This window comes from Pedobacter arcticus A12 (assembly GCF_000302595.1).
Taxonomy (GTDB): domain Bacteria; phylum Bacteroidota; class Bacteroidia; order Sphingobacteriales; family Sphingobacteriaceae; genus Pseudopedobacter; species Pseudopedobacter arcticus.
Window position 1 is genome coordinate 159,040 of record NZ_JH947127.1, and the last position, 22,066, is coordinate 181,105.

Sequence of the window (22,066 nt, forward strand, 5' to 3'; positions counted from 1 at the left end):
CAAAACCTGACACCCCGATTTTGGGATTCCAGTGCTTACAAAAAAGGGATAACCAATATTTTTGGTTATCCCTTTTTTCCCGAGTAGTATCTCCCAGCTTTAAAAGCCGGAAACGCTCCGAAAATATAAAATTGACGTATTAAATTATACTACAAAACATTCAACACGCAACCTAATTCTTTGCTGGCGTTAAAACAATTTTTCTATACTCAATTGGCATGTGATCGCCTTGTAAGTAAATCGGACCTGCTTCGCCCTCATTGCTATCTAGCGCACCGCCTGTAATACCCGGTATCTCTTGATTGCTGATTATGGTTTTTCCATTTGCTACCACAGTAACCAAACGCCCAACAAGTGTAATATCAAACGTTTGCCAAGTATCCGGACCCATTGCAACCATTTCGTTTGCGGTTAAGAAACCATATATCCCACCAAATAATACGCTATTTGGATGTGCATCTTTCTTGCTATCTTCGATCTGCACTTCATAACGACCTCTTAAATAAACGCCGCTATTTCCACCTTTTCCGTACTTAAACTCAACATGAAGTTTAAAATCATTGAATTTCTGCTCAGTAATTAGGTTCGAGCCTGCCTTTGGACTTGTTAAAATACCATCCTTAACTATCCATTGATTAGCACCTGATGCTTTCCATCCTGCTAAATCTTTACCATTAAATAAATTGATTGGCTTTCCCCAAACTGGCTGTGCTGTTCTTTTTAAATAAGGGGCTTTTACACCTTTCCATTTGTAAACCTTTGCATCACAATCTTTCATGGTACCTTGGATACCGTCTGAAGTCAGCTCGCCCGAAATCACTAAATTCTCTTTTCCGCTTTCCCATTGTGGTGGGATTTCAAAGCTAAATTTACGATCGCTAAATATAATCTCTGCTATGAGGCGAGCGCTTCCTGAAGTAGAAACAAAATAACCTACCAGTGTTTTAAACCCCGACACCTTGACTTCAAGCCAAGCTGGTGCTGTTTTACCATTTACATCGATTGTAATATCCCAACGACCAATCAGAGCATCATAATCCGCAAGAACAGGTTTAACCAAATTATTATGCTCAACAGTGGTTGCCAACAGGTTGCCCGAGGAAACAAGCAAAAAGCAACTTAAACCAAATAAAATAATCTTTTTACGCATATTTTTTCGAGCTATTCTATTTAAAGTTATTTCTAAATAAATGCTGTAGACCACAATATAAGATGTATTTATTTTAACCGCAAAAATAATTTAACCAATAATAAACCAGAGGATAAACTACTTTCTGCTAGATCTAGAACGTTAAAAATTAAACAGCAAATGCTTTCGCTTTAACCAAAGCATCCCCCAAACCCTTAACGTCCTTACCTCCAGCAGTGGCAAAAAATGGCTGACCGCCACCACCACCTTGAATTTCTTTCGCCAATTCACGGACTATGCTTCCAGCATTCATTCCTTTTTCTTTAATTAGGTTTTCGGAAAGCATTACGGTTAATAAAGGCTTACCTTCAATTTCGGCAGCTAAAACCAAGTACATGTTTTCTACCACATCTTTGAGTTGGTAAGCTAGGTTTTTAATAGCTTCGGCGTTTGGTAAGGCTACTTTTTGGGCGATAAAATTAATTCCGTTTATATTTTCGGCTTGTGCTTTTAATTCATCTTTTAAGCCAGAAGCTTTTGCTAAAACAGCTTTTTCTACTTCTTTTTTCAGTTTGCTATTTTCTTCTAGCAAAGCTTCCACAGATTTGGCTAAATCCTGAGGGTTTTTCAGCAATTCTTTCAATTGCTTTAACAGTTCGTCTTGCTCATGAATAAAAGCTTCTGCTTTGGTGGCCGTTATGGCTTCAATTCTACGAACACCGGCTGCTACCGCACTTTCAGAAACGATCTTAAAATAACCGATTTGTCCGGTTGCTGGCACATGGGTTCCGCCACATAATTCTTTAGAATATCCTTCACCGAAAGTGATGACACGAACAAAATCTCCGTATTTTTCTCCAAACAAAGCAGTTACGCCACTATTCAAAGCTTGTTGGTAGGCTACGTTTCTTTCTTCTTTTAAAGCGATGTTGGCTCTGATTTTCTCGTTCACAATGCCTTCAATCGCTCTAATTTCTTCTTCGGTTACTTTAGAAAAGTGAGAAAAATCGAAACGTAAAACATTTTCGTTCACCAAACTTCCTTTTTGGTTAACATGTGTTCCCAACACCATTTTTAAAGCGGCATGCAAAAGGTGCGTTGCCGAGTGGTTGTTTTCTGTGAGAATTCTTTTTTGAGCATCAACCCTGGCTAAAAATTGCGCATCTAACTTTTCAGGTAAAGCATCCACAAAATGGATGAATAAGCCATTTTCTTTTTTGGTATCGGTAATCACAACTTCTTCGCCCTCTCCTATCAATAAACCAGTATCGCCGACTTGTCCGCCACTTTCTGCGTAGAAAGGTGTACGATCTAATACCAATTGAAATTGTTCTTTTCCTTTTGCCGTAACCTTACGGTATTTTAAAATATGAGCGTGAGTTTCTAGATCATCATAACCTACAAATTCTGGTTCGTCACCTTCTGTAACGATTACCCAATCTTCGGTATTTACTGCCGTTGCAGCTCTTGAACGGTTTTTTTGTTTTTGGAGTTCTGCTTCGAAACCTTCATAATCTACAGTAAATCCTTTTTCACGAGCCATTAAATCTGTCAAATCAATTGGAAAACCATAAGTATCAGAAAGCTCAAATGCAAATTCGCCATCAATAATTTCCTTGGCTCTTTGAGACATATACTTATCTTGATATTTCATCATTTCCCAACTATCGTCTTCATTATCAAGAGTAAATCCACTTCCTTTACTTGTGTAAACATGAAATCTTGAAATACCTTGGGATAACGTTCTCAAAAAGCTATTTTCCTCTTCTAAAACTACCTTCTGCACAAAATCCTTCTGCGAATACAGTTCATCAAAAACGCCTTGGAACTGACCAGCCAATATAGGAACCAACTGATTTAAGAATGGTTCTTTTAAACCTAAATATTGGTAGGCATAACGAACCGCTCTTCTTAAAATCCTACGGATTACATAACCTGCTTTATTGTTTGAGGGTAATTGTCCGTCGGCAATAGCAAAAGCAATTGCCCGGATATGATCTGCCATTACCCGCATGGCGATATCTGTTTTTTCTTCTGCGCCGTATTTAATGTCTGCCTTTTCAGCGATATACTGGATCATCGGTTGGAAAACATCGGTATCGTAGTTAGAGGTTTTATCCTGAATAATACGCACCAAACGCTCGAAACCCATTCCGGTATCAACATGTTGTGCTGGCAAAGGCTTTAAGCTTCCATCTTTTAAGCGATTAAACTGCATAAAAACGTTGTTCCAGATTTCAATCACCAAAGGATCATCGGCATTTACCAAAGTAGCCCCGCTCACCTTCGCTCGGTCTTCATCGCTACGGCTATCGAAATGGATTTCTGAACATGGCCCACACGGACCAGTTTCGCCCATTTCCCAAAAATTATCTTTCTTATTTCCTAAAAGGATTTTATCCTCATCTACATACTGCCTCCAAAAATCATAAGCCTCTCGGTCTTTGGGCAAACCTTCGCTTTCATCACCTTCAAAAATGGTCACATATAACCGATCTTTAGACAAACCATAAACATCGGTCAACAATTCCCAGCTCCATTCAATGGCCTCTTTCTTGAAATAATCGCCAAAGCTCCAGTTGCCCAGCATCTCAAACATGGTGTGGTGGTAGGTATCAATCCCTACTTCTTCCAAGTCATTATGCTTACCCGAAACACGCAGACAACGTTGGGTATCGGCAACCCGAAGGTATTTAATAGCTGCTTCGCCTAAAAACAGGTCTTTAAACTGGTTCATCCCTGCGTTGGTAAACATTAAAGTAGGGTCGTTTTTAACTACTATTGGAGCCGAAGCTACAATTTGATGTCCTTTACTGTTAAAAAAGTCTAAAAACTGCTGACGAATTTGCTGTGCCGTGATACTCATAAGCTGCAAATATAATGAGATTGTGGATTTTAACGAAGAATTTTGAATACCACCAACTTTTTAAGTTGCCACTGCTAAACAAGAAGCCTAAAATCAATAATTTAATAGTCGTTTTGTCTACTTTTTTATACAAAAAAAAGACAAGGCCCAAAGAACAAAAGGCTTCTTTCTAAGACTTACGGCTTTGGCATTGTTATTTCTTTAGTGGCATAAAAAACTAAAATTTCAACACTATGAAAAAGGTTATAGGACTGATGTTAATTGTGGCAAGTTTAGCTGCATGTAACAATCAATACAAAGCAAGCTCTGACGAAAAAGCAGATTCAATAAAGATGATGAAAGATAGCTTAACATTGGATAGCTTTAAAAGAGCAGAAACTGCCAAAGCTGATGCAGAGAGAGAAAGACAAGAAAAAGCAGCAATAGTTGCAAGCAAACCGGTAGTAGTAAATCACTATAGTAACTCTTCAACTACAACCACGCAGGAAACCAAGAAAAAAGGTTGGAGCTCAGCAGCTAAGGGCGCTGTTATAGGTGGTGCAGCAGGTGCAGTTGGTGGTGCTTTAATAGACAAGAAAAAAGGAAGAGGTGCAATTATAGGTGGCGCAGCTGGTGCTGGAGCAGGTTACTTAATCGGTAGAGATAAAGATAAGAAAACCGGTAGAGCCCAATAGTAAATATTTACTCCATCATATATTAAGACCCGTTCCTTTTAAATACGAACGGGTTTTTTTGTGCTTTTTTATTGCCAGACGCTGCGTGTTTAAGCCTTGATAGGTGTAAGTTTTAGTTAGTTTAATCTTATACAATTACCAAACGCTTAAACAATTAAGATTTGAGATGTATAATTAAATCGTAAATTAGCCACACCTTAAAAAATGCTCCTAAATCGTGAAAAAACACACGCTATTTCTAGTCTTACTGCTTTTTAGCAAGTTTCTGTTTGCACAGAAAGTAGGCGTTGTACTAAGTGGCGGAGGAGCAAAAGGTTTAGCACACATTGGTTTATTAAAAGCGCTCGAAGAAAACAACATTCCTATTGATTATATCACCGGGACATCTATGGGTGGTGTTGTTGGCGCCATGTATGCCGCCGGATATTCGCCAGAAGAAATAGAATATATTGCTTTAGGTACCGATTTTCAAGACTGGATAAGTGGCAAATACGATAGCGATTATAGCTATTTCTTTAAAAAGAAAGAAACCAACCCTTCTTTTATAACCGCCAAAATCCAGATTGATACTGGCTTCAACTTTAAGTTTAGGTCAAACCTGGTCAATGATATTCCTTTAAACTTTGCACTTTTAGAATTACTGGGGCAGGCATCCGCAAACGCAAAAAACAATTTCGACAATCTTTTTGTACCTTTTAGGTGCATTGTTTCTGATGTGCTTTCCCAAACGACCATCCCTATGAAAAAAGGCTCTTTGGTAGAAGCAGTTAGGGGGACTTTTACCGTTCCTTTAGTTTACAGACCCATAAAAGTAGATGATAAATATGTTTTTGATGGAGGACTGTATGATAACTTTCCGGTAGATGTGATGAAGAAAGAATTTGAACCAGATGTGATCATCGGCGCTAACGTTTCTTCAAAAATCTTCAATACCTATCCAAAAGATATTGATGAAAAGCTGATGAACAAGTTTTTGGTATACCTATTCCTCAGCAAAACGGACTCCACTGCAATTGGAGAAAATGGGGTTTACATACAGCCAGATTTATCCAATTACTCGATCACAAATTTTAAACCGGTAGCAGAAATCATTAAACAGGGCTATGATGCTACCATGGCCGAGATTGAAAAGATAAAATCTAAAGTTAAAAGAGAAGCAAAAGTGGCAGATGTTAAAACTGCCCGAAAAGCTTTCATCGCCAAGAACCCCTACCTTACGTTTAAAAACATTAAGATATCTGGCGTAAGCGGAAAAAGGAAAAAATATGTGGAGAATGTTTTTAAAAGCATGAACAAAAACCTCAACCTAAACGAAGTAAAACTAGCTTATTATAAACTTTTGGGTGATGACAATTTTGAAACCGTTTATCCTAAAATCAATTATCTTGAGGCAGAAAACACCTATGAGTTTGAGTTAATTGTACAACCCGAAAAGAACTTTAAACTCGATTTTGGTGGTGCAATTGCGAGTAGACCAATTGGAAATGCTTTTATAGGTTTGCAGTACAATTTTTTAAGAAAAAGCTCCTACACGCTAAGTGCTAATTTTTACACAGGTAGGTTTCATGAATCTGCCCAGGGTGCTTTCAGAATGGATATTCCAAAAAAAGTTCCGTTTTATTTGGAGACCGAAATCACTTATAACCATTGGAACTACTTTGAGTCGAGTCAGCTATTTTTAGAAAACGTAAAGCCCACATTTTTAGAACAGGCCGACAGTAGGTTTATTCAGAGCATTGGTTTCGCCAGTGGAAAAAATGCTAAAACAACGGCTTTTGCTGGCTTTTTAAGCACCAATAATAAATATAGCCCTACAGAAAACTTTGGGACAGGTGATATTTTAGACGAAACCTATTTTAAAGGCTTTGCAACGGGCCTAAATTATAAAAGAAACGGCCTTAATAGAAAGCAATATCCATCAAAAGGAAGCAGTCTTTTTATAGGCTTTAGTTATTACGATGGCGTGGAGACCTATGAGCCTGGAAATATTTTAAGAGACGACCCCATTTATCCAACCCTTAGTGAAAAGCAATTTACTCGGGTATGGTTCAACTTCAAGCTTGTAAACGAGAAGTACATGCGTATAAATCCTAAATATAGTTTAGGCTATTTATTAGAAGGTGTATTTAGTAACCGACCAAGTTTTGCTAACTACAAAGGAAATCTAATTCATACTACTGCTTTTTATCCATTACAAGATTCTAAATCCATATTTCTAGAAAACTTTAGGGCAGATAAGTATGCAGCGTTTGGTATTAAAAACGTTTTCACCGCCGCTAAGAATTTAGATTTTAGGTTAGAAGCTTACGTTTTCCAACCCTATCAAAAGATTTTAAAAGTTGGCAATCAGCTTTCTGCCCTCGGCAAACCCTTTGACGACCATAGATTTGTGTATTCTACCGCCGCAGTTTACCACAGTCCTGTTGGACCTATTAGCCTAAATGTTAATTATTATGATGATAACGCAAAAAGATTTGGTGTTTTTTTCCATATTGGCTACCTGTTATACAATAAGCGAGCTTTAGAGTTATGAAAAAGTTAATCCCAATATTAGTCATGTTGATCTCGCTAACGAGTTTTGCACAAGACAGCCAAAACATCAATTACTTTACTGTAAAAGAAAACCTTTTAAAAGGACAAAAGCTAGCCATCATTGCAGCTGACTCTTTAGAAAATCCTAACGAACATATTAACGGCGTGTATAATTTTTCTGTAAATGGCTTTAAACAGGAGCTTAAGTTTAACGATGGCGTAGCTGTTTGCCCCTTACAGATTGAAAAATCTGCTTTTATTTTTATAAAACATATCAACGATGTAAAAAACCCATCTAACCTATACTACGTTTATAAAAAAGACAATGACTTAAAACCTATTAAAATCAGCTGGTACGTTTTACTCATTGTTCCGGTTGGCTTAATATTAATAGGCTATATGTTTAGGCGCTTAATTGGCTTTGTGATATTTATTCTTATGGTGCTTTTCTACTTTTATTATAGCAAGGGCTTGTCAATTCCTACCTTCTTTGAGTCGGCTTTGGGCGGTATCAAAAATATTTTTTAGGTTATTATTCCTGATTATAGTTTAGATAGATTTATTTTAAAACGTTATTATTCCATTTTTTAATTATATTTTTGCTTTTCTTATCAAATTGTCATTAAAATCATTATTCGTTAATGAAAATCACAACTTCTAAAACTCAAATTATTGGATTAGTTGTTTCTTCAATAGTTGTTTCTATAATTTCTGTTATTCTTGCCGACTCTTTAAAAAGTCTCACCGAACACGCCGAAACGTTTATTTTTAACCAAAGTAAAAAGTTACCTATCCTCTACATTATTTTACCATCAATAGGGATTACAGCTATTTATTTTTTAAGAAAATATGTTTTTAGAGGAAAACCAAATAAAGGAATTAAAGAAATTTACCAAGCAATTGACACTAAAAAAAACACCTTACCCGCATTCAAAGTCCCATCTCACTATTTGAATGGATTTTTAACGGTAATTTTTGGCGGTTCAACTGGCATTGAGGTTTCAACTGTGGTAGCAACTGCGGCGGTTGGCACAATGGCCCAGCGTAACATCACGCTAGTTAAAGCATATAAAACAGAATTGATTTGTGCTGCAGTTGCTGCGGGAATTGCAACAATTTTTGCCAGCCCCATTGCAGGTTTCTTTTTTGCCATCGAAGTAATTGCTCGTAAAAACATCAGTAAAACTACTTTGCTAAGCGCTGGCTGTGCTGTACTGGTTTCATGGCTAAGCTTAATGAGGTTAAACCCCGAAAGGATATTGAACTTTACTGTAGAAGGCTGGAGTGCCCACGCGATTCCCTATTTGATTATTTTAAGTTTAGCCTGTAGCTTTTTAGCAATTTACTTCACCAAAACAGTAATTTATATAAAGAAATTCTTCGGAAACATTTCTAATAATTTTTTGCGTGTAAACTCTGGTGCTTTATTGGTGGGCATTGCAATTTTAGTGTTCCCTCAGCTCTACGGCGATAGCTATCACGGTTTAAATGACTTGCTTTTTAATTCACACAATCAAATATTTAGCATACAGCTCACACTCGTATTATTTGCTCTCGTATTTCTGAAACCCTTAGTAGCCGCATTAACCTTAGGTGCGGGTGGCGATGGTGGAGTTTTTGCACCAAGTATTGTAGCCGGAGCTATTTTAGGAATTGCAATAGCCTTGCTTTTCAATTACTTTTTTGATGCAAACCTTGTTGTGCTAAACTTTGCGATTGTTGGTGGCGTAGCAGTACTAAGCGCTGCCATTGATGCTCCTTTAACATCCATATTTTTAGGTTGCAATTTGGTAACAGGTGGCTATATTATCTTCATTCCAATTGCGCTCGGCTGTTTTATCGCAAAATACACCGCAAAATATTTCTGCGATTATACAGTTTACAGCTATAAAGGAAAATAGTTTGAATGAGTGACGATCAACAAAACTAACAAACTAACCACCCAACAAACAAACCACCTAACCACCTAACAAACCAACAACCTAACCACCTAAAAAGGCATTCCAATACCAAACTGAATCTGAGATATAGAGTATTTATCTGGCGCATTGGTAATTGCATAGCTATCTTTTAATGCTCGTTTCCCTGCCCTATCGAACCAATATTTAACAACGTATTGATCGTCGCCAGTAAACTGTGGGTCTTTAAATTTCAAACCTGCATCTAACCTGAACACAAAAAAGGAAACATCAAACCTTAGTCCGAAACCCATACCGATCGCTGTTTGATCAAATAGCTTATTAAACTTAAGCTGTCCGCCCTGCAAACCATTATCTCTAATCTGCCATACATTTCCAAAATCAATAAACGTAGCTCCTTTTAGTTTTGAGCCAATAAAATTGTTGATCAGTTTAAAACGATACTCTAAATTACCTTCAAATTTAATATCGCCCAACTGGTCTAAATTACGCAAGTTAAACCGGGCCGAATCTGTAGCTAAAGAGGATCTATTGTAATTTCCAGGACCCAATGTTCTGGCTTGCCAAGCCCTAATACCACTAGAACCACCAGCAAAAAAACGTTTGTCAAATGGTAAGGATTTAATATTACCGTAAGAATAACCTACACCCGGGTTAAAACGGGCAATAAACTGGCGTTCTCCCCCTAAAGATCTATAAAATCGAATATCTGTTTCTAACTTTACGTACTGGTAATAAGGTACACCAACCAATAATCGCTGTCCGTCGGCATTGGTTTTTTTCTTTAGGTTTGAGACTAATGCAGCGGAATTACCTCCTAATTCGGCCGTTCCAGAGAAAAACGTAAAGTTGTTGTACGAAGTAAGTCTTGGTAAATTAACTGTATAGGTGTAATAACTGCTAGAGAGCAACTGAGAGCGAAGCGTAGAAAGAAAGAATGCATTTCCCTGACTAACAAGCAAAGCTGCTAGATCATCGTTTATTAAGGCTTTTGAGTATTGTACATTAACAGGCGTAAAGGAATGGAGTTTGTATTTTGTTTCTACCCAATCATACGTAATGTTAAAACCTAAACTCTTACGCTGATAACTTTTTGTCAACTGATAATTCTGATACGAAACGGCAATGCGAGTATGGGGCACTCCGTTTTTACCAAAAGATTCAATATTAAAAGGTGTGATCAATCGTGGATAACTTAAACTTGCCCCAACTTGGTAATCTTTACTTAAAATCCGATCGGCTAGCTTACCGCTTACATTTTTATCAAACTGCAATCCGCCACGTAGCTTCACTTCAAACACTTCTGCACCTCCAAAAATATTTCTGTTCTGATAGGTCAACCCTAAGTTTAAACCCGTTATACTGGAGTTAAAAGTATATTCACCGTCAAGCCGGTTCGACTTCTTCTTAAGCGGAATAATATCTACCAAACCCACCAGTTCGTTTGATGAGCTATCTTTGCTTTTTACAAAATCCACACTTACGCTTCTAAAGGCATTTAAATCAAAAAAGCGCTGGGTGGTTAAATCTGCGTTATCGATATTATACTCATCACCTTTGTTGATATAAATGTAATCTGCTATTTTCTTAGGCTTAAAAAACTTAGAATAATCATAAAATCTATACTGTGAATCTATTACCGCGGTATCGCGAGTCATTCCTTTTTCAATGATTCCGCTACTTGGTTGGATTCTTAAATACGTGTTCCCAATGATAAATTTAGTATGCTCGTTTTTATTCTGGGGATTTAAAATCGCCAAACTTATATCGGCAACGCCCTTGTTAAAATTGGTATCAACAGTTGGTCTAACATATTGGCGCAAAAAATCAAAGTAACCATTGCGCTTCATCAACAGGTAAATCTGTTCCCTTTCGTAGGCAATGCTATCCGTATCGTAACGTTTACCGGAATCTATATGTGTAAATTTTTTACGATTGGCTAGGTAAATAGATTTCACGGTAGAATCGGCAACTTCAAAACTCAAATTGCGAAACTTAAATTCTGCACCTTTTACTGCGTTAAAAAAAACAGAGGCCCTTTTATTTTTCACACTAATACTATCCGTTACCTTTGCGTTTAAAAACCCTTTGATATTTAAAAACTTTTGAATCTGATTCCGAGAAATCTCTACCAGCGAACTATCCAAAAGATGTGGTGCTTCCCCTAATTTCAGTTTACCCTGTTTGCTGAAATTATTGTAGATCCAAAGGTTAAATGGGGAGTTAGGCCTAATATCTAAAGCTACAAAATCCTCCGCCTGATCAGAAAATTCGTCACCAATGCCAGTAATAGTTAGTTTTGTAACCAAAGATTGATCTTTACTCAAACGTTTAGTAGACCTACAGCCGAAGACCGTAAACACAAAAAAGACTATAATTGCAAAAGGATAATATTTATATGATTTCAAAATCTCAAATAAGTTTAGTTAAATCCCTTCATCAAAAAAAATACCGAAAAGAGCATCAGCTTTTTATAGTAGAGGGATTTAAAGCAGTTTCGGAATTTTTAAACACCGATTTTGTGATAAACACCATTTTTTGTACGCCAGATTTCTCTGCAAAAGTGGCTAATTTATCTAATAAACAAAAAACTTATGAAGTTAGTATAAATGAACTAGAAAAAATAAGCGCTTTACAAACACCGCAAGGAATTTTAGCCATTGTGGAAACCCCTAAAAATACTCCGGTTGTTGCTAACGATATTGAAGAAATGGTATTGGTGCTTGACGGTGTGCAAGACCCTGGAAACTTAGGCACAATTATACGAACAGCAGATTGGTTTGGCTTTAGCCACGTTATCTGTTCTTTAGATTGTGTAGAAGTTTACAACCCTAAAGTAGTACAGGCAACCATGGGTTCTTTAACACGCGTAAAAGTGAGCTACCAAAATTTAGAGGAATTACTAACAAATACCGAATTACCAATTTATGGAACTTTATTAGCCGGAGAAAACATTTTCAGCACCAAGTGGCACCCAAAAGGTTTTTTAGTTTTAGGTAGCGAAGGCAAAGGAATTTCTGATGAACTATTGAAATTAATCACACATCCGGTAACAATTCCGGGTGGCAAAAACACCGAATCTTTGAATGTTGCAATTGCAGGAGCAATCTGTTGTGCAGAAATGAGCAGAAATAAACTAAAATAAGTTGCCTTGTATTAAAATTTTGCTATTTTTGCATTCCTTAAAACAAAGGGTCGAGTGGCCGAGTGGCTAGGCAGAGGTCTGCAAAACCTTCTACAGCGGTTCGAATCCGCTCTCGACCTCGTTTAAAATTTTAATTAAAATAGAAGTCATGGCAGTAACGCGTTTAAAAAGAAAAGACAGAAGAAATAAAACTACTTCTCGCCTGGAAGTTAAGTTTTTGAAAAACGCTACCAACGTAGAAAACGGTAGTCGTTCTAAAGAACCAAAAAACAGTCAAGTAGTGAAAAATGAAGCAGTTTTAGCTTCATTATCTAAATAAATTTCTCTATCGAATTGAATCCTGTTTATCGGCCGGTAAACAGGATTTTTTTTGATTTTTTTTTGATTTTTCTCTTCATCTCAAAACCTGACAATCTAACCACCTAACAAACTAAAAAAACCTACCCCGGAAAAAACAGTTCATTAAAATTCACATAAAAAAGCTCTTTAGTGGCTCGGGTTGTGGCGGTATAAAGCCATCGCAATAAATCAATATTTAACATTTCTTCCGTTAAAAAGCCCTGATCTATAAAAACAGCGTCCCACTGCCCACCTTGTGCTTTGTGACAAGTTACCGCATAAGCAAACTTAATCTGTAATGCATTAAAGTAGGGATTGCTTTTGATAGCATCCATTTTAGCCCGTTTGGTTTCTAAATGCTCATAATCTTTCATCAGTTCCTCAAACAGGATTTTTTGCCTATCGTAAGGTAAGTTTGGAGATTCTACATACAAGGTATCCAACATCACTTTACAGCTTAGCGGTTCCTGATCAATATCTGCAAACAAAACCTGTACGTCTGCAAACCTAAAACCATATTGCTCATGAATATTTTTAACGCGTGTAACCTCTCCAATATCCCCGTTGGCTATAAAGCCGCCTTTCTCCTCTCCTAGCCAATAGTAATTATTTTTCACCACCATCACCAAATCTCCTCCCGTTAGCTCATCCTCTCGCCAAAGAATTTGATTACGGATATTCTGGTTGTACATATTGGCGCTTTTATTAGACCTACAGATTACCAAACAGTTCTCCATTTCGTATTTACCGTAAGCGTAATTTAAACCTTCCACAATTTTATCGCCCATCATTCGGTAAACATCCTTAAATCCCGAAGTCTGCAAAGTTGGGAACGACTCTTCTTCGGTTCTAATCAAATCTCGAATAGCGGTAGCATTGTATAAAATTCCAGATTCCTTTTCCTGTCTAACCACATCAGTCAGTTCAACTTCCGTAGCTTCAATACTAAACTTACTGAGGTAGCCTTTTGCCAAAGCTGGACTTTCTGAAGAGCCTACAGGCGGAAGCTGTGCAGTATCTCCAATAAAAATAATCCGGTTGTTTTGGTTGTTGTAAACAAAAGAAATCACATCGTTAAGCAAACTGCTACCGCTATAATCGGTTAAATCATCCGAGATCATGGATGCTTCATCAATAATAAACAATGTGTTTTTATGCAGATTTGGAGACAGGTTAAAGTGCATTTCTGGCGCAAAAGCAGACTTTTTACGATAGATTTTGCGGTGGATGGTGCTGGCTTCTTTCTTAGAATAAAAACTCAACACCTTTGCCGCTCGGCCGGTTGGCGCTAACAGTACGGTTTTAATCTGATATTTAGGCAAAAGCTTTATTAAGGTGCTAATTACCGTTGTTTTACCCGTTCCGGCATAGCCTTTTAAAACAAAACACGAATCATTAGTCTTTAGTTGCAAAAACTGGTCTAATTTCTCAAACAAGTATAATTGTTGTGGATTGGGTAAGTGCGGAAAAGTTTTGGTTAAATCGTGGGCAATGCTCATTATTTCAAATTTCGCTAAAAAAGCATCGTCTTACAGATAAATTTTTACTTTTGTTTAGAATGAATGAACAGATACAATTAACCGCTGCTGATTTTGACGCAACGCAGGCCAAATCATACGAGTTATACTTAGAAATTGGTTCTAATTATTACAACTACGCAGTAATTGACCCTCAAAATCAGTCGGTTAAAGCCATTTCTAACAAACTCTCGAACATTTACAACGGTATTTATGATGGTTTGCTGAAATCAAACTTTGCAAACACAAAAATAAGTCTGACTACCCAAAAATTCACATTTGTTCCTACCCAGCTATTTCACGAATCGGCTACAGAAAACTTCATTAAGTACATTGGTGCAACAGAAAATGAAGAAATATCTACCCAGCAGTTAAGTGGCACCGGTATTACCATGATTTACGCTTTACCAAAATTGCAGTTGGATAAAATTGGAAGCTATTTCCCCAATGCGCAGATTTACCCACAGATGGCTCCTTTTTTTAAAGGGATAAGCTTCGGCTTTAGCCAGATCAGCACTTCACAGCTTTTTATCAATTTTAGAGACGGCTTGGCAGAAGTAATTATATTTAATCACAATAAGTTCCAGTTCTATAATATTTTTGAGTTTCAGAACGAAGACGAGCTCATATACTTTGTGCTTTTAGCTGCACAAGAAAACAACATCAAACCAGCGAGTGCTACGCTTAAATTAAGTGGTTCGGTAGAAACCGAAGACGAGATTTTTAAGCAACTTCTGAAACATTTCCCACATACAGAAATGACAGATCAAGATAGCTTACCGCTATTTTATCATGGTTTGGAAAAACCGGTAATGCCCAGATTTTTCTCTCTGTTAGCCTTAGGTTTATGCGAATTGTAGGTGGCCGATTAAAAGGGATTAGGTTTAATCCACCAAAAAACCTTCCGGTTAGACCCACAACAGACATGGCGAAGGAAGCTTTATTTAATATTTTGGGAAACCAATTGGAGATTACCGAGCTAAAGGTGCTCGATTTGTTTAGCGGAACGGGAAACATCAGTTTAGAGTTTGCTTCTCGCGATGCTTTGGAAATCACCTCGGTTGATCAAAATTTCGGCTGTTATAATTACCTAAAAAACACCAGCAAAGAGCAAAACCTAAACCAGATTAAGGCAATAAAAGCAGATGTTTTTAAATTTTTAAACCAGGAGACGGATCAATTCGATTTGATTTTTGCCGACCCACCATTCGATTTAAATCGCATTCCAGAAATCCCAGCACTTATATTTGATAGAAACCTGTTAACAGAAAACGGTTTGCTTGTTATAGAGCACCAAAGTATGCAGGATTTATCTGCACATCCAAAATTCAACGAAAAAAGAAAATACGGTTATTCGGCTTTTAGCTTCTTTAGAAATTAAACCCTATTTTTAGTTCAAATCAAAGCTTATGAAAATTGCACTTTTCCCTGGTTCTTTTGACCCTATTACCAAAGCACACGTAGATATTTTAAAAAGATCTTTATCTCTTTTTGATAAAATATACATTGGTGTAGGTACCAACAGCACTAAACAGTCTTTATTAAGTGTGGAGCAAAGGCTGGCCATGATTAAAGCTGTATTTATTGATGAGCCAAAAGTAGAAATCGTAAGCTACGAAGGTTTAACCGTGAACTTCGCAAAAGAAATTGGTGCTTCGCATATGATTAGGGGAATTAGAACCGTATCCGATTTTGAATACGAAAAAGCGATTGCTCAAATGAACCATTCTTTAATCCCCGAAGTGGAATCCATTTTTATTGTGAGTAAACCGGGTTATTCATCCATCAGTTCTACCATTGTTAGGGATGTTTTACGTTATGGTGGCGATGTTGCTCAGTTTGTACCGAGTGCCGCAATTCCTTTTTTGAAGGGCTTAGGGTAATTAACACCGTCATTTAGACGAGGTATGAGGAGAAAGTTAGTGTATTGCGAAGGTTAAACTAAGCTAAGTAACTTGCAAACCTCCCCTATAGTTGAGGTGACATTGCCGAAAGGAGATAACGGCTAAAAAAACAGCACCAAATATGGCTAGTTACTTCAAATCAAACAAGCTATCTACTCCTAAAATCTTCTTAGACAAAAACCCTTCGGCGTGGTCAACATTTATCGAACGACCAAATTCCCTGGTTCTTCCAATAATTAAATCCATAAAAGCTGGGTTAGAAATATAAGTCTGTGGTTCATCCAAACTTACGCCGTCTACAAAAAACTGGGTTTTATAAGCCCGTATTGCTTCCAGTTTCTGATCCATAAACTCAGATACATCAATCACAATATCTGGTTTTATATAAGTATCCTGAATCAAATGCAACAATAACCTTGGACGATGTGGTTTCTGAGTTTCACCGTTCTCCTGGGTTTCAACTTTTCTTAAACCTGCTAAAAAGCAGGAGTCGTTTACTAAATCACAAGCCCTGCCGTGGTCGGGATGCCGATCATGATAGGCATTGGTAATGATAATCTCTGGCTGGTATTTACGTATGGCAGCAATAACCTTAAGCTGATGCTCCCCATCGTTTTTAAAAAAGCCGTCTCTAATGCCTAAATTTTCTCGAACATCAAGCCCTAAAATCTTTGAAGCATCGCTGGCCTCTTGTTTACGGGTTTCTGGCGTTCCACGTGTACCTAGTTCACCACGGGTTAAATCGATAATTCCTACAGATTTACCCTCTTTTTTATGTTTCAAGATTGTGCCTGCTGCACCTAACTCCACATCATCCGGATGGGCAACGATAAACAATAAATCCAATTTCATAATTTCAAATTAATGCGTCGTAGATCTTAAGCTTTAGAAGGCCCACAAAATAAATGATATTAAAATTCACAGCCTTTAGCTTGTTGTTGGTGTTAAAAGCTTCTGAATTTTCTTTTTAACCCTTGCTGAGTTGGGTTTTGTAAAAGAATAAAAGAAATCTACCAATTCGCCCTTGGTATTGATTAGGTATTTGTGGAAATTCCATCGTGGCGCCGAATTAAAGTTTCCATTCAAATTTTTATCAGCCAAAAAACTAAAAAGTGGATGTGCATCCTCGCCCCTAATCTTAGTTTTTTTGAATATCGTAAAATGTGTGTCGTAATTAACAGTACAGAATTTACCAATACCTTCGTCGTTCAACGGTTCTTGCTGACCAAAATCATTGCTAGGGAAAGCCAAAATCTCAAAATCTGTCGTTTCGAAATTCGTCCTTAACTCTTCTAAAAGTGCTAATTGGGGGGTAAAACCACATTCAGACGCGGTATTTACAATCAATAAAACCTTGCCTTTATATTTCTCAAGACTTACCGTCTCCCCTTTTACATTCTCTACGCTAAACTGGTAAATATTGGGTTTCTCCATTATAAAAAATCACTAATAATTGTAATAACCAGTAGACCTAATAATCGATTCGATATCCCTTTCCTGATCTACATCGTACTTATTTCTAAGGTTGTGGCCAAAAACTCTTGCAACAGATTGCATTACAAAAGCAGATACATTTCCTTTCAAATCTTTCACTAAATCGTAACTACTGTTGCCCGTTTCCCTATCAATCAGTTTTATCAATATCTCTCCTTGCGAGATGGTGAGGTTTTTAACCTCCTTATTAAACAAATCTTTTATCTCCTTATCACAACTCTTAACGTACTCTTTTTGTTTTCGTTTATCAGTAGTTGTTGCCAAATCACGTTCCAGCTGCCGGTATCTTTGGCCCGCAAACCTAGCGTAAGGCAGTACTTTTATAACGTTGTAACGTAGCCTACGATAGTTATCATAAGCCTCTTTAGATGCAAAACGACGGTAATCTTTAATAACCACTTCGTTAAGCACAATCCAAGGCACCATTTCGCCCTCTACATTTAATGCAGAAACCCTAATGGTATCATTTACCCCCTTAATACCCAAATCCTGCGCCATGCTAAATGAAGCCATCAAAAACAAGAAGCCAAAAGTAAATAGCACTTTGTTTTTCATAATTTTAAGTTACAAATTTATTGCTTATTTATTACTAAAAAAGCAATAAGTAACCCTAAATTCGTTATTTTAACAAAATAAAAACAAAGCGATTCCAATCTTAATGAAGGATTATACGATAGATATTGAAGCAGAGAAATCTGAGATCTTAAAGCGGTACAGAAAACTACTACGAGCATGTAAACCTACGCTCCAAAAAGGTGATAAAAAGATGATCAGAATGGCGTTTGATATGGCTGTAGAAAGCCATAAAGACATGCGTCGCAAATCTGGAGAACCTTATATCTATCATCCAATTGCTGTTGCACAGATTGCAGCGGAAGAAATTGGACTTGGCACTACATCTATTGTTTGCGCCTTGTTGCATGATGTTGTGGAAGATACCGATATCACTTTGGAGGATATTGAGCGTGAGTTTGGTAAAAAAGTAACAAAAATCATTGATGGCTTAACCAAAATATCTGGTGTTTTTGATGCCAACAGCTCCATACAGGCAGAGAATTTTAGAAAAATGTTGCTCACCCTTGCAGATGATGTAAGGGTAATTCTGATTAAACTCGCCGACAGGTTGCATAACATGCGTACGATGGATTTTATGCCTCGTGATAAACAGCTAAAGATTTGTTCGGAAACTGCCTATTTATATGCTCCATTAGCGCATCGCTTGGGTTTATATACGATAAAATCTGAATTGGAAGATCTGTCTATGAAATATGTAGAGCCTGAAACCTACAAATTCATTGCAAAAAAACTAAATGAGAAAAAAGCAGAGAGAGAAGCTTTTGTTAAAGAGTTTATTGGCCCTATTGATGAAATTCTAGAAGAAGTTGGCTTGGTAGCCAATGTTGTAGGCAGGCCGAAATCCATCCATTCCATTTGGAATAAGATGAAGAAAAAAGGGATTCCTTTTGAAGAGGTTTATGATCTTTTTGCGATTAGAATCATCTTGGATAGTACTCCGGAACATGAGAAATCTGATTCGTGGAAGGCCTATTCTATTGTTACGGATCTGTACCGTCCTAATCCAGACCGTTTGCGAGACTGGATTTCTTCGCCTAAGGCAAATGGTTACGAATCTTTACACACCACCGTAATGGGCCCGAAAGGACAATGGGTGGAAGTACAAATCCGTACCGAGCGGATGAATGAGATTGCTGAAAAAGGTTTTGCTGCACACTGGAAATATAAAGAATCTTCTAGTGATAGCGGTTTAGACCAATGGGTAAACAAAGTACGTGAGCTGTTAGCCAACCCCGAATCAAATGCGCTGGACTTTTTGGATGATTTTAAAATGAATTTATTCTCTGATGAGATTTTCATTTTTACCCCTAAAGGAGATTTATTGCAATTGCCTTTGGATGCAACGGCGCTCGATTTTGCTTTTGAAATTCACTCGGATGTGGGTGCAAAATGTATTGGAGCAAAAGTAAACCACAAACTAGTACCGCTTTCTTTTAAACTGCAGAACGGCGACCAGGTAGAGGTAATTACGTCTGGCAAACAAACCCCGAAGGAAGATTGGCTGAATTTTGTGGTTACCGCAAAGGCAAAAGCAAAAATCAAATCTTCATTAAAAGAAGAAAAAAGGAAAATTGCTGAGGATGGCAAAGAGATTTTAGAGCGTAAGTTAAAATCGCTCAAAATAACCTACAACACTGATAATATATTAAAACTCAGCTACTATTTTAAATTACCATCGTCACAAGATGTTTTTTACAATGTTGCAAAAGGATTAATTGACCTTAAAGATTTAAAAGAGTTTGCTGCATCTGAAAAAGTAATTGAACATAAAACAACCAGTGAAAACGATTCGGATAATATTCAAAAAATTATAACGCAGGTAAAAACGAAGGATAACGATATACTTTTAATTGGCGACGATCTACAAAAGATAGATTACAAACTCTCTAACTGTTGTAACCCAATTCCTGGAGATGATGTTTTTGGATTTGTGACCGTTTCTGATGGGATTAAAATTCACCGTACCAACTGCCCAAATGCTACAAAGTTAATGTCGAGTTTTGGTTATCGAATTTTAAAAGCTAAATGGACCAGCCAGAAGCAGTTGGCGTTTTTAACAGGGCTCCAAATTACTGGAATTGATGAAGTTGGCCTGATCAATAACCTAACCCAAGTAATATCAAACGACTTTAAAGTCAACATGCGTTCTATCACTATGGAAACGGACCAAGGGATTTTTAAAGGTAAAATTATGATTTACGTAAACAATACAGAGCATCTGGAAAATCTGATCAAAAAAATCAAAGAAGTGAAAGGCATTTCTGAGGTTACACGGTTTGATTCGGAAAATGAAATGCCGTTGCTAAAGAATTAACCAATCACTGATTTAATAGTATTTTAAAAAAAATGGATAAAATCAAGAAATCGGCACTTATTCTTTTTAATTGTTTTTTGATAGTTCCTTTACTATTGATCGGCATTTTACCTATAAAAGCGCAAAGTAAAAAGCCGAAAAACATTTTATTTATTTGTGTGGACGATTTAAGACCGGAGCTAAAGTCTTTTGGGATTTCCTACATCAAGTCGCCAAACATTGACAAACTTGCGGCCACTGGTCGCCCGTTCTTTAGGCATTACGTAAATGCTCCAAGTTGCGGACCTTCTAGAGCTGCGATGTTAACAGGTGTTTATGGCCCTTATGGAAATGAGGCTTTGTTTGAACGGGCAAACTACCTCAAAACTTTTCCAAAAAATGTAAATCCAACCCTACCAGAGTGGTTTCGAAACAATGGGTATACAACGGTTTCTGTTGGAAAGGTCTCTCATCACCCTGGTGGCTTGGGCGGTGACGATTGGAACGATCCAAATATCATTGAAATGCCAAATGCCTGGGATAGAAACATCATGCCTGTAGGAGAATGGGAACATCCTAGAGGTGCTATGCATGGTTTAGCGAATGGAGAAATCCGTGTAAAACAATCGGACATGGCGGTTTTCCAAAGTGCAGAAAGCCCTAATGATAGTTACCCCGACGATTTAATTGCCAAAGAAGGGATTAAGCAACTTGAAATGCTTGCCAACGACAAAAGCAAACCTTTTTTTTTAGTAGTTGGATTATTGAAACCACATTTGCCTTTTGGTGCGCCAAAAAAGTATTACGATTTATATCGAAATGTAAATTTACCTCCAATATTTTCTCCACAGAAACCCAAAGGACCAAGCACCTGGTTTAATTCTGCCGAGTTCATGAATTATAACCGCTGGGGCAAAAATCCAAATATAGATACCGCCTTTGCTACAGAGGTGCGAAAGCATTACGCCGCCTGTGTGAGCTATGCAGATGCTCAGGTTGGTCTAATTTTAAAAAAACTAAAAGATACCGGAGCTGATAAAAACACAATCGTTGTTTTATGGGGCGATCATGGCTGGAACCTTGGCGAGCATCAGATTTGGGGCAAACATAATCTTTACGAGGAAGCTTTACGTTCTCCACTGATTGTAAAATACCCTTCAATGCCGGCTCCTGGGAAAGCAGCAAACGGAATTATAGAGACGATAGACATTTTTCCCACACTTTGTGAACTCACAAATATCACAAAACCTGCCTTTTTGCAGGGCCAATCGTTTAAAAACATGTTAGTTAATCCTAATATTGAAGGTCATTTTGCTTATGCCTATACTGGCAATGCAAGTACGGTTCGTACACCAAAATATAGATTCACACTACATAATAACGGAGATGAAGAACTGTATGATGAAACAACCGCAGAGCGGGAATCGCTTAACATTGCCAAGGAAAATCAAAATATAACCAAAGAATTAAAAATTCTATTAGTTAATAGATTGAAGCTGAGAAAAAATTACGAGGTAAAAACACCTAAATAAGGTATTTTATCTTGTAGGTAACATACACTAAAATTGGGTTGAATAGCAAATAATTTTGTATGATAAAACGGTAACACAAAATTTGACCTTAAAAAGCCAAATATCATTTAGCTATATTATAAATTTTGATAACTTTGGCTTTTAAT

Annotated in this window: 18 protein-coding genes and 1 tRNA gene; 12 read left to right on the top strand and 7 right to left on the bottom strand. The window is 37.3% G+C overall.

All coding sequences use genetic code 11. The features are described 5' to 3' along the window. Positions 1–172: 172 nt before the first annotated feature. Both B176_RS0112250 and alaS read right to left on the bottom strand, forming a co-directional pair. Positions 173–1,150 (bottom strand): 3-keto-disaccharide hydrolase, encoded by a 978-nt coding sequence (locus tag B176_RS0112250; protein ID WP_017259111.1) that lies wholly within the window; start codon positions 1,148–1,150, stop codon positions 173–175. Positions 1,151–1,298: 148 nt separating this feature from the next. Beyond that, positions 1,299–3,995: an alanine--tRNA ligase gene (gene alaS, locus B176_RS0112255; protein ID WP_017259112.1), complete on the bottom strand. Its 2,697-nt coding sequence runs from the start codon at positions 3,993–3,995 to the stop codon at positions 1,299–1,301. A 233-nt stretch (positions 3,996–4,228) separates the two neighbouring features. On the opposite strand from alaS, the gene B176_RS0112260 reads away from it, so the two are divergent. From B176_RS0112260 to B176_RS0112275, 4 genes are all read left to right on the top strand, one after another. Then, a complete protein-coding gene (locus B176_RS0112260; RefSeq protein WP_017259113.1) occupies positions 4,229–4,669 on the top strand; it encodes a YMGG-like glycine zipper-containing protein in 441 nt (146 codons plus the stop codon). A gap of 217 nt (positions 4,670–4,886) precedes the next feature. Further along, complete coding sequence (locus tag B176_RS0112265; protein ID WP_017259114.1) at positions 4,887–7,202, top strand: patatin-like phospholipase family protein; 2,316 nt, start codon at positions 4,887–4,889, stop codon at positions 7,200–7,202. Next, the gene (locus tag B176_RS0112270; RefSeq protein ID WP_017259115.1) at positions 7,199–7,729 is read left to right on the top strand and encodes a hypothetical protein; all 531 of its coding nucleotides are present in this window, start codon (positions 7,199–7,201) and stop codon (positions 7,727–7,729) included. The genes B176_RS0112265 and B176_RS0112270 overlap by 4 nt, the downstream gene beginning before the upstream one ends. Before the next feature lie 113 nt (positions 7,730–7,842). After that, the gene (locus tag B176_RS0112275; RefSeq protein WP_017259116.1) at positions 7,843–9,102 is read left to right on the top strand and encodes a chloride channel protein; all 1,260 of its coding nucleotides are present in this window, start codon (positions 7,843–7,845) and stop codon (positions 9,100–9,102) included. Positions 9,103–9,191: 89 nt separating this feature from the next. On the opposite strand, the gene tamL is transcribed toward B176_RS0112275, so the two are convergent. Then, a complete protein-coding gene (gene tamL, locus B176_RS0112280) occupies positions 9,192–11,483 on the bottom strand; it encodes a translocation and assembly module lipoprotein TamL (protein ID WP_154648007.1) in 2,292 nt (763 codons plus the stop codon). Between the two features lie 35 nt (positions 11,484–11,518). On the opposite strand from tamL, the gene B176_RS0112285 reads away from it, so the two are divergent. From B176_RS0112285 to B176_RS0112295, 3 genes are all read left to right on the top strand, one after another. Next, a complete protein-coding gene (locus B176_RS0112285) occupies positions 11,519–12,265 on the top strand; it encodes a TrmH family RNA methyltransferase (RefSeq protein ID WP_017259118.1) in 747 nt (248 codons plus the stop codon). A 48-nt stretch (positions 12,266–12,313) separates the two neighbouring features. Next, positions 12,314–12,384: transfer RNA gene (locus B176_RS0112290), tRNA-Cys, on the top strand. A gap of 29 nt (positions 12,385–12,413) precedes the next feature. Further along, positions 12,414–12,584 (top strand): hypothetical protein, encoded by a 171-nt coding sequence (locus B176_RS0112295; protein WP_026063307.1) that lies wholly within the window; start codon positions 12,414–12,416, stop codon positions 12,582–12,584. 121 nt (positions 12,585–12,705) lie between these two features. Here B176_RS0112295 and B176_RS0112300 read toward each other — a convergent pair whose 3' ends face one another. Next, entirely contained in the window at positions 12,706–14,103 is a 1,398-nt protein-coding gene (locus tag B176_RS0112300) for an ATP-dependent DNA helicase (protein WP_017259119.1), read from the bottom strand. A gap of 59 nt (positions 14,104–14,162) precedes the next feature. Here B176_RS0112300 and B176_RS0112305 point away from each other — a divergent pair, with 59 nt between their 5' ends. Genes B176_RS0112305 through coaD form a run of 3 tightly spaced genes read left to right on the top strand, consistent with a single transcriptional unit; the run spans position 14,163 to position 16,004 of the window. After that, the gene (locus tag B176_RS0112305; protein ID WP_017259120.1) at positions 14,163–14,981 is read left to right on the top strand and encodes a DUF3822 family protein; all 819 of its coding nucleotides are present in this window, start codon (positions 14,163–14,165) and stop codon (positions 14,979–14,981) included. Beyond that, positions 14,969–15,502 carry an RsmD family RNA methyltransferase gene (locus B176_RS0112310; protein WP_017259121.1) on the top strand — a complete coding sequence of 178 codons (534 nt, stop codon included), beginning with the start codon at positions 14,969–14,971 and terminating at the stop codon, positions 15,500–15,502. Before B176_RS0112305 ends, B176_RS0112310 begins: the two co-directional genes overlap by 13 nt. A 28-nt stretch (positions 15,503–15,530) precedes the next feature. Continuing rightward, positions 15,531–16,004: a pantetheine-phosphate adenylyltransferase gene (gene coaD, locus B176_RS0112315; protein ID WP_017259122.1), complete on the top strand. Its 474-nt coding sequence runs from the start codon at positions 15,531–15,533 to the stop codon at positions 16,002–16,004. 150 nt (positions 16,005–16,154) lie between these two features. Here coaD and bshB1 read toward each other — a convergent pair whose 3' ends face one another. The 3 genes from bshB1 to B176_RS0112330 all read right to left on the bottom strand — a co-directional run bounded on the left by bshB1 (position 16,155) and on the right by B176_RS0112330 (position 18,074). After that, a complete protein-coding gene (gene bshB1 / locus B176_RS0112320; RefSeq protein ID WP_017259123.1) occupies positions 16,155–16,877 on the bottom strand; it encodes a bacillithiol biosynthesis deacetylase BshB1 in 723 nt (240 codons plus the stop codon). Between the two features lie 75 nt (positions 16,878–16,952). Further along, on the bottom strand, positions 16,953–17,459 hold the full coding sequence (locus tag B176_RS0112325; protein WP_017259124.1) for a glutathione peroxidase: 507 nt from the start codon (positions 17,457–17,459) through the stop codon (positions 16,953–16,955). A gap of 12 nt (positions 17,460–17,471) precedes the next feature. Then, positions 17,472–18,074: a DUF4294 domain-containing protein gene (locus tag B176_RS0112330; RefSeq protein WP_017259125.1), complete on the bottom strand. Its 603-nt coding sequence runs from the start codon at positions 18,072–18,074 to the stop codon at positions 17,472–17,474. A gap of 103 nt (positions 18,075–18,177) precedes the next feature. Here B176_RS0112330 and B176_RS0112335 point away from each other — a divergent pair, with 103 nt between their 5' ends. Beyond that, positions 18,178–20,409, top strand: coding sequence for a RelA/SpoT family protein (locus tag B176_RS0112335; RefSeq protein WP_017259126.1), 2,232 nt, complete (start codon positions 18,178–18,180; stop codon positions 20,407–20,409). A 32-nt stretch (positions 20,410–20,441) separates the two neighbouring features. Next, on the top strand, positions 20,442–21,920 hold the full coding sequence (locus B176_RS0112340; protein ID WP_017259127.1) for a sulfatase: 1,479 nt from the start codon (positions 20,442–20,444) through the stop codon (positions 21,918–21,920). Positions 21,921–22,066 lie beyond the last annotated feature (146 nt).

Excerpts from the sequence above, each read along its gene's own strand:
- B176_RS0112310 (WP_017259121.1), top strand. The coding sequence starts at position 14,969 with ATGCGAATTGTAGGTGGCCGATTAAAAGGGATTAGGTTTAATCCACCA.
- alaS (WP_017259112.1), bottom strand. The coding sequence starts at position 3,995 with ATGAGTATCACGGCACAGCAAATTCGTCAGCAGTTTTTAGACTTTTTT.
- B176_RS0112250 (WP_017259111.1), bottom strand. The coding sequence starts at position 1,150 with ATGCGTAAAAAGATTATTTTATTTGGTTTAAGTTGCTTTTTGCTTGTT.
- B176_RS0112330 (WP_017259125.1), bottom strand. The coding sequence starts at position 18,074 with ATGAAAAACAAAGTGCTATTTACTTTTGGCTTCTTGTTTTTGATGGCT.
- coaD (WP_017259122.1), top strand. The coding sequence starts at position 15,531 with ATGAAAATTGCACTTTTCCCTGGTTCTTTTGACCCTATTACCAAAGCA.
- B176_RS0112295 (WP_026063307.1), top strand. The coding sequence starts at position 12,414 with ATGGCAGTAACGCGTTTAAAAAGAAAAGACAGAAGAAATAAAACTACT.
- B176_RS0112305 (WP_017259120.1), top strand. The coding sequence starts at position 14,163 with ATGAATGAACAGATACAATTAACCGCTGCTGATTTTGACGCAACGCAG.
- B176_RS0112275 (WP_017259116.1), top strand. The coding sequence starts at position 7,843 with ATGAAAATCACAACTTCTAAAACTCAAATTATTGGATTAGTTGTTTCT.
- B176_RS0112300 (WP_017259119.1), bottom strand. The coding sequence starts at position 14,103 with ATGAGCATTGCCCACGATTTAACCAAAACTTTTCCGCACTTACCCAAT.
- B176_RS0112260 (WP_017259113.1), top strand. The coding sequence starts at position 4,229 with ATGAAAAAGGTTATAGGACTGATGTTAATTGTGGCAAGTTTAGCTGCA.
- B176_RS0112270 (WP_017259115.1), top strand. The coding sequence starts at position 7,199 with ATGAAAAAGTTAATCCCAATATTAGTCATGTTGATCTCGCTAACGAGT.
- B176_RS0112285 (WP_017259118.1), top strand. The coding sequence starts at position 11,519 with ATGATTTCAAAATCTCAAATAAGTTTAGTTAAATCCCTTCATCAAAAA.
- B176_RS0112340 (WP_017259127.1), top strand. The coding sequence starts at position 20,442 with ATGGATAAAATCAAGAAATCGGCACTTATTCTTTTTAATTGTTTTTTG.
- B176_RS0112325 (WP_017259124.1), bottom strand. The coding sequence starts at position 17,459 with ATGGAGAAACCCAATATTTACCAGTTTAGCGTAGAGAATGTAAAAGGG.
- B176_RS0112335 (WP_017259126.1), top strand. The coding sequence starts at position 18,178 with ATGAAGGATTATACGATAGATATTGAAGCAGAGAAATCTGAGATCTTA.
- bshB1 (WP_017259123.1), bottom strand. The coding sequence starts at position 16,877 with ATGAAATTGGATTTATTGTTTATCGTTGCCCATCCGGATGATGTGGAG.